The 6,848-nt window shown below is 47.5% G+C and carries 5 protein-coding genes and 1 pseudogene; 4 read left to right on the forward strand and 2 right to left on the reverse strand.

What is annotated here, in order from left to right; translation table 11 throughout:
• Positions 1 to 353: 353 nt before the first annotated feature.
• The 4 genes from REC12_RS10475 (at position 354) to REC12_RS10490 (ending at position 4,188) form a co-directional block, all read left to right on the forward strand.
• Positions 354 to 1,235: an ABC transporter ATP-binding protein gene (locus REC12_RS10475; protein ID WP_308894190.1), complete on the forward strand. Its 882-nt coding sequence runs from the start codon at positions 354 to 356 to the stop codon at positions 1,233 to 1,235.
• A 5-nt stretch (positions 1,236 to 1,240) separates the two neighbouring features.
• Positions 1,241 to 2,035, forward strand: a complete 795-nt coding sequence (locus tag REC12_RS10480; protein WP_308894192.1) for an ABC transporter permease subunit — start codon at positions 1,241 to 1,243, stop codon at positions 2,033 to 2,035.
• Between the two features lie 36 nt (positions 2,036 to 2,071).
• Entirely contained in the window at positions 2,072 to 2,863 is a 792-nt protein-coding gene (locus REC12_RS10485) for an ABC transporter permease subunit (protein ID WP_308894193.1), read from the forward strand.
• A gap of 326 nt (positions 2,864 to 3,189) precedes the next feature.
• A complete protein-coding gene (locus REC12_RS10490) occupies positions 3,190 to 4,188 on the forward strand; it encodes a sodium:calcium antiporter (RefSeq protein ID WP_308894195.1) in 999 nt (332 codons plus the stop codon).
• On the opposite strand, the gene REC12_RS10495 is transcribed toward REC12_RS10490, so the two are convergent.
• Both REC12_RS10495 and REC12_RS10500 read right to left on the reverse strand, forming a co-directional pair.
• Entirely contained in the window at positions 4,183 to 5,607 is a 1,425-nt protein-coding gene (locus tag REC12_RS10495; protein ID WP_308894196.1) for a LysM peptidoglycan-binding domain-containing protein, read from the reverse strand. The two genes, REC12_RS10490 and REC12_RS10495, sit on opposite strands and share 6 nt — an antisense overlap.
• Before the next feature lie 401 nt (positions 5,608 to 6,008).
• Positions 6,009 to 6,848, reverse strand: a pseudogene (locus REC12_RS10500) (nucleoside recognition domain-containing protein); the annotation flags it as partial.

The following is a 6,848-nucleotide window of genomic DNA, read 5'->3' on the forward strand; positions in this document are numbered from 1 at the left end:
CTGGTCACTGTGTGGGTGTCTTCAAACTAAGCTTGGCGGCTGAGTCCCTGGGATCGGCATATGGCCCGGAGGGCAGATGTCTGTGGGCGATTTGACAGAGAGTTTCGCCCGTTTTAATCGTGTAAGTCATGGAGGGAGCAGATAAAAACTCTCCGGGATTGCTAAGGGGTGGATTAGGCAATTTTGTACTTCACAGCTTGATCGTTTTTTGACGGTCGGGCTATTTTTATATCCGGAAGGAAAAGCTTCTGCTCAACATTAGTAATTGTTATTTAGTTGGGGAAAGTTATCTAGGAGTTAGTTGGGGAATGTACTTGATTTTGGGCAACGGATATATTGGGAGGTTAACGTCAATGAGTGTTATCGCAATTAAGAATCTGACCAAGAATTACGACAAATCAAGAGGGATAGTCGATGTGAGTCTTGAGGTCGAGGCAGGTGAAATTTTTGGATTTATCGGACCGAACGGCGCGGGAAAATCGACGACCATCAGGACGCTGTTAGGGCTGATCTATCCGACAAGCGGCAGGGCAACTATCTTCGGCAAAAACTGTGTCGAGCACCCGGAAGTAAAAAAGGAAGTCGGATACTTGCCGTCCGAGGTCTTTTACTACGATAACATGAGGGTCATTGATCTTCTCAAATATTCCGCCAGTTTTTACGCCAAGGACTGTTCGGAGCGGATCAAAGAGCTTGCCGGGGTTATGGATCTTGACCTGAAAAAGAAAATTGATGATCTGTCCTTCGGCAACAAGAAGAAGGTTGGTATTGTGCAGGGGCTGCTCCATGAGCCTAAGCTGATTATACTGGATGAGCCTACCAGCGGTCTTGACCCGCTGATGCAACATAAATTCTTCGAGCTGATCAAGGCGGAGAACGAAAAGGGCGCAACGGTGTTTTTCTCTTCGCACATTTTGAGCGAGGTGCAGCGCATGTGCAGCCGCGTTGCTTTCATCAAGGAGGGCCAGGTAATTAAACTGGAAAAAATGAGCGATCTGAGAGAGAAAAATTATAAGCTGATCAAACTTGAAACTGAGCGGCAGCTTGACGGCGCTTTTTTCGCAATGCCCGGAGTAAGCAAGCTTGAACTCAGCGGGTTAGCCGCAAGCTTTTTATTTAAGGGTGATATCAACAGGGTTTTGAAAAAGCTTGCTGAGATAAGTATTTCCAATCTCCTGATCATCGAGCCCGAGCTTGAGGAGATTTTTATGCATTACTATACAAAGGAGGACTAGACGCTTTGAATATGTATCTTCATGAACTTAAATCCCTGCGCAAATCGACGTTGCTTTGGACGTGTGTCATGATTGCCCTGGCTGCCCTTTATTTTTCCATCTATCCGAGCATCGCGGCCGACGCGGCGGACTTCAAACATTTGCTGAGCGGCTATCCCGCCTCAGTGAGGGCGGCCCTGGGTATTTCCCTTGACAATATAGCAACTCTCCTGGGTTTTTATGCCATGGTATTTTCCTTTATTACGCTCTTTGGAGCTATTCAGGCTATGAATCTCGGTGTCTCTATCCTGTCCAAGGAGGCGCGGGAACGGACGGCGGATTTTCTCCTGGTCAAGCCCGTTTCACGCCAGGCCATTGTCAGCGCCAAGCTTCTGGCTGCTCTGACCATACTTTTGATTACGAACATTTGCTATTATTTGGCGGTTTCCGTCTTGGCCTCGTTTCTAAAAACAGCTTACAGCGTCAAGCTGTTCTTCCTGATTAATCTGACCCTCTTATTTATCCAATTGATTTTTCTGGCCATCGGCCTGGTTATTTCCGCATTTTTCACGCGCTTAAAAGCCGTGCTCCCGCTCTCCCTGGGCGTTGTGTTCGGCTTTTACCTGATTGGCGCCTTGATAGCTACGGGCCGGAGCCAATGGGAGCGTTTTATCTCTCCTTTTAAATACTTCGACCTTACTTATATCATGAAAAACGCCGGCTTTGAAATGTCCTACCTGATCACAGGCGCGGTCATTGTTGTGCTGGCGGTAGCGGCAAGCTATGTTATTTACGCGCAGAAGGATATCCATGCGGTTTAAAGCAGCTTTCGGGATTGAATGGAGGAGATTCTGATTATGAATATCATCTTGCGGGAATTAAAGGCCAATAGGAAAGCCCTGATCATCTGGAGCGTCTGTATGCTTTTGGGAGTTGCCAGCGGCATGGCAAAGTATACGGCTTATTCTGCGGGGGGACAGAGTGCGGAGATTTTTCAGAAAATGCCCTTTTCCCTCAAAGCCCTCTTGGGCATGGGTTCCTTTGATGTAACGCTGATGAGCGGTTACTTCGCAATGCTGTTTCTTTATATTGAGATCGCGGCCGCCATTCACGCCGTTTTGCTGGGGGCCAATATCATCGCTAAGGAGGAACGCGATAAGACCACGGAATTTCTGATCTGCAAGCCGGTATCGCGAACCGCCATTATTAGTTCGAAGCTCCTGGCGGCGTTTATCAATATTTTAATTGTAAATGTTGTCACCCTTGTCTCGTCAATCGTTTTGACTGCCGTTTATAATAAGGGCGCGGATATTTCCGGCGAAATAGGGATGTTTATCTTGAGTCTGCTGATTGTTCAGCTTATCTTCTTGTCCCTGGGCGCCATGTTGGCGGCCTTGCTCTGGAATCCCAAGGCCTCGGGTTCTCTTGCTGCGGGGATAATGATGGCAGCCTTTGTGATTTCTAAAGTGACGGATCTGACGAGTCTGAACTTTCTCAACCTCCTTTCGCCCTTTAAGTATTTTAACTATAACGATATTGTCGAGGGTAAAGGTCTTAACTTTGGCATAGTTATACTTTCTCTTCTGCTTAGCGCCGGTTTTTTCGGCCTAACCTATTTCTTTTACCGGAAGCGGGATCTTAACGTTTAATAACTGGATTTCTAAAGCCAAGTTGAAGTCTAAATCCAAGTCGAAATCGAAAATCCAAATCCAATCAAATCAGATCAGATCAGATCAGATCAGAACCGGAGACGGGAATGAACTAAGCTGGTTGACAATTAGTGGATAATCCTATATATTAATGGCAGGAAATTTTTATAAGCCTTCAGCTGAAGGGGAGTAGTTTGTTAGGTAGTGTCAACATCCTGGCCCTAAGCCTGGCACTGCCCGCGATTTTGCGTAACGAGACCTTTGGTGGATCATTTTTGATGCACTGAATGGTCTTTTTTATTGTTGTAATTCTGAGGAGGGTAAAATTGGCAACTACGGTTTTGGTTTTGCTGGGATCTGCGGTCCTGATCTATTTTAGTTGTGAGCTATTTGTCAACGGCATTGAATGGGTGGGAAAAAGGTTTGGCATCGCCAAAAGTGCGGTAGGCTCTATTTTGGCGGCTTTCGGCACGGCCTTACCGGAGAGCGTTGTCACTTTAATTGCAGTTGTCTTCGGCTCTAATGCCGCCCAAAAGGACGTGGGGGTCGGGGCGGCCCTGGGAGGTCCTCTTGTTTTAAGCACAATTGCCTATGCTTTTGTGGGCTGGAGCGTTATCACTTTTCGCAAAAGGCGTTCCCAAGGTACTGTAATTGATATTGATAACCGCAAATTAGGCCGGGATCAACTTTGGTTTTTAATCATTTTCTTCTTTAAAGTCGCACTTGGTTATGTGATGTTTACCGGAAAGCAATGGCTGGGGCTGCTGTTTTTAGTGGCTTATGGGTTTTATTTTTATACCGAGATGCGGGTGATAGATTCTCATGCCGAAAATGATCTCTTAGAGCCTCTGAAATTTCAGCCAAAAGAGAAGATCCCTCGGACTTTTTGGATTATACTTCAAACCGCGATCTCTTTAGGTTTGATTTTTCTGGGCTCCCACCTATTTGTCGGCCGCCTGGAGAGCCTGAGCCTTGCCTTAGGAGTACCGGCTCATATTGTTGCCCTGCTGCTAAGTCCTATAGCCACAGAACTTCCGGAGATCATCAATGTATTGATTTGGGTAAAACAAGGGAAAGAACACCTGGCCTTTGGCAACATCAGCGGTGCGATGATGATCCAGGCAACAGTTCCCAGCGCCTTGGGAATTTTCTTTACTCCCTGGCTGTTCGATAGGTATTTGACGTTTGCGGCAGTTGCGACCTTATCGTCCATCTTGTTTTTATGGTTTACGCTGAGAAACCGGAAACTCTCTGCCGGCCGCTTGTCCTTTGCGGCTTTGTTTTACCTAATATTTGTGCTGAGTTTTGTCCTGAGGTATTTATAAATTTTTGCGGATATTAAAATTGTCGGCAAGCAGGACCCAGTTCTGAGGATAAGAGGTATCCAGTACCCAATAGCTTATTCCTTTTAAATTGTAACTTTTAACCGTATTGAATTTGGCCTGAGCACTGCGGGCGTCTTCAAACCAGACTTGATGGCCGACTCCCTGGGCGTCGGTATAATTATAAAAGGGAGACTCCGCGGTTTGATCATATTGGATTGTTACACCATACTGAATGGCCCGCAGGGCGGCTGTCTGCGGACTAAAGGTTTCCGCGGCCTGACCTTGCACGTGAGGAAGTTTCCAGTCACGGGCATAAGTTTCGAAACCCATCAAGATTTTATTGCGGGGAATAACACTCACAGCATAGTCCAGAACACGCTCAATTTGATTGAGGGGAGAAATAGCCTGGGGAGCCCCTAAGCGATATCCCCATTCATACGTCATGAGTACGACAAAATCGGCGATTCGGCCATGGGCGGCATAATCATGGGCCACATACAAGGTTCCTGTTTGCCCGGCGCTGGTTTTGGGGGCTAAGGCTGTGGAGACCAGGAAGCCTTGGGGATGCAATACATTAACGGCGTGTTGGATAAAATTACTGTATAAATCCCGGTCGGCGGGCAGGACGTTTTCAAAGTCAATGTTCAGGACTTTATAGCCTTTGGCTTTCATGACCCTGACAATATTAGAGAGAAGAGTATTTTGAACCCCGGTGTCGGCGAGGATGGCGTGGGCCACGTTGGAGCCCAATGCCTGGGCGGTAAAATTGTTGACGGACATCATGGGCACGGTTCTGGTGGCAAGTGCCGCCTGAACCAGGGCAGTGTCGTCAAGGTTGATCAGGCTGCCGTTGGCCTGGACGCCGTAAGCGAAGGGACTGAAATAGGTGAGATATTGACCGTGAGCTTGCACGGATTGTACGCCGGCCGTGCCGATCTGGTAAGTATAGGCATTCACATCAATGGTTGGTTTACTCGTCGAGGTGCTTGAGGGGATGAGGAAAACAGTACCCGGATAAATAAGACTGGGGTTGGTGATGTTGTTGGCGTCGATGAGGCTTTGCACGGTGACGCCGTAAGTTTGGGCGATTTGCCAGAGAGTTTCGCCGGATTTAACCGTATGAGTCACTGAGGGCAGGGATAAAACCTGTCCGGGATTGATGCGGGAAGGATTGGTTAGATTATTGGCGCTAACCAAGGCGGAAACCGTCGTCCCGTATTTCTGAGCGATTTTCCAAAGAGTATCGCCGGATTTTACGGTGTAAGTTTGGGAAGAAGGTGTAGGGATGACCAAAGCCAGACCTGTCGTAAGGTTCTGATTGGGGAGGCCGTTAAGCTGCATAATAGCTGAGGCGCTCAGGCCATAAGAGCTTGCTATTTGAGCTAATGTTTCACCCTGCCGGACAACATGGATTTGCATATGTATTCTCCTCGTTTTTGGAGATAGTATATGTGAAAAAGTTGATTTGAGTGATATTGGTTTGGATTTTGTTTAAGTTATCCTAGGCTGTTGCCGTCAATATAAACTTGTTCATGGCAGTATCGAAAAATAAGAACAGGTTGTATTCTCTGTCGTTAAGAGGCTGATAAGTGGCTTTTTCGGTTTGGTTTTGCCTGGCATATACAAATTATATAAACATAAAAAAAGCGAGTTTGTTTTACCCGCTCTTCTTAATTATTTAGGCTTTAGATATCTTTGGTTACAGTAGTCTGTGCCATAATAACAATTCTCAAACTCTATTATGTAAGGGTTTATTCCATACGTTTATTATTTGAGGTACCTTTATGTTTTCTGATATATAAAGCTCCCATTCCAGCGTTTTATACAAGTCCCAATAGACGGACAGTGTTTGCCACGATCAGGCAGATGACGATGCCGGTTACTGTCGGCACGGCAAAGGATAGCAGCGTCCATTTAAGACTTTGCGTCTCCTTTTTAATTGTAAGGCAGGTAGTTCCGCAAGGCCAGTGCATCAGCGAGAACAGCATGGCGCAGACGGCGGTGAGCCAAGTCCAGCCGTGACTAACAAACAAGGCGTGCAGCTGGGACAAACTCTCAATATCGGTCAGCGATCCGGCTGCCATGTAACTCATGATCATAATCGGTACGACAATCTCGTTGGCCGGGAAACCAAGGATAAAGGCCATTAGGCTATAGCCGTCCTAACCCATCAGTTTGGCAAACGTTTCATGGCCGCGGGCGCACTGTGCTAGGGATGTTAATTTGCCCACATGGATATTGGCAAGAAGCCAAATGAGCAGTCCGGCAGGGGCTGCCACAACCACCGCCCGGCCCAGTACAAAGAGCGTCCGGACGAGGATGGAGCGCACAAGGCCCCGGCCGAACTGCGGCCGCCGGTAAGGCGGGAGCTCCAGGATAAAGGAGGAAGGAATTCCTGTCAGTATAGTTTTGGACAACAGCTTGGAGATAAGTACGGTCATGATGACGCCGAGGACAATGACTCCTGTCAGAGTCAGTGTGGAGACGACAGACTGGAACGCCCCTCCCACAGCTCCCGCAAAAAAACATGGTGATGATGGCAATCAGAGTGGGGAATCTTCCGTTGCAGGGCACGAAATTATTGGTAATAGTTGCGATTAAACGCTCGCGCGGCGAGTCGATGATCCGGCAGCCGATGATTCCGGCGGCGTTGCAGCCGA

It is taken from the genome of Candidatus Desulfosporosinus nitrosoreducens (assembly GCF_030954495.1).
Classification (GTDB): Bacteria; Bacillota; Desulfitobacteriia; order Desulfitobacteriales; family Desulfitobacteriaceae; genus Desulfosporosinus; species Desulfosporosinus nitrosoreducens.

Coding starts and splice junctions, on each gene's coding strand:
- REC12_RS10495 (WP_308894196.1), bottom strand. CDS start 5,607: ATGCAAATCCATGTTGTCCGGCAGGGTGAAACATTAGCTCAAATAGCA.
- REC12_RS10475 (WP_308894190.1), top strand. CDS start 354: ATGAGTGTTATCGCAATTAAGAATCTGACCAAGAATTACGACAAATCA.
- REC12_RS10485 (WP_308894193.1), top strand. CDS start 2,072: ATGAATATCATCTTGCGGGAATTAAAGGCCAATAGGAAAGCCCTGATC.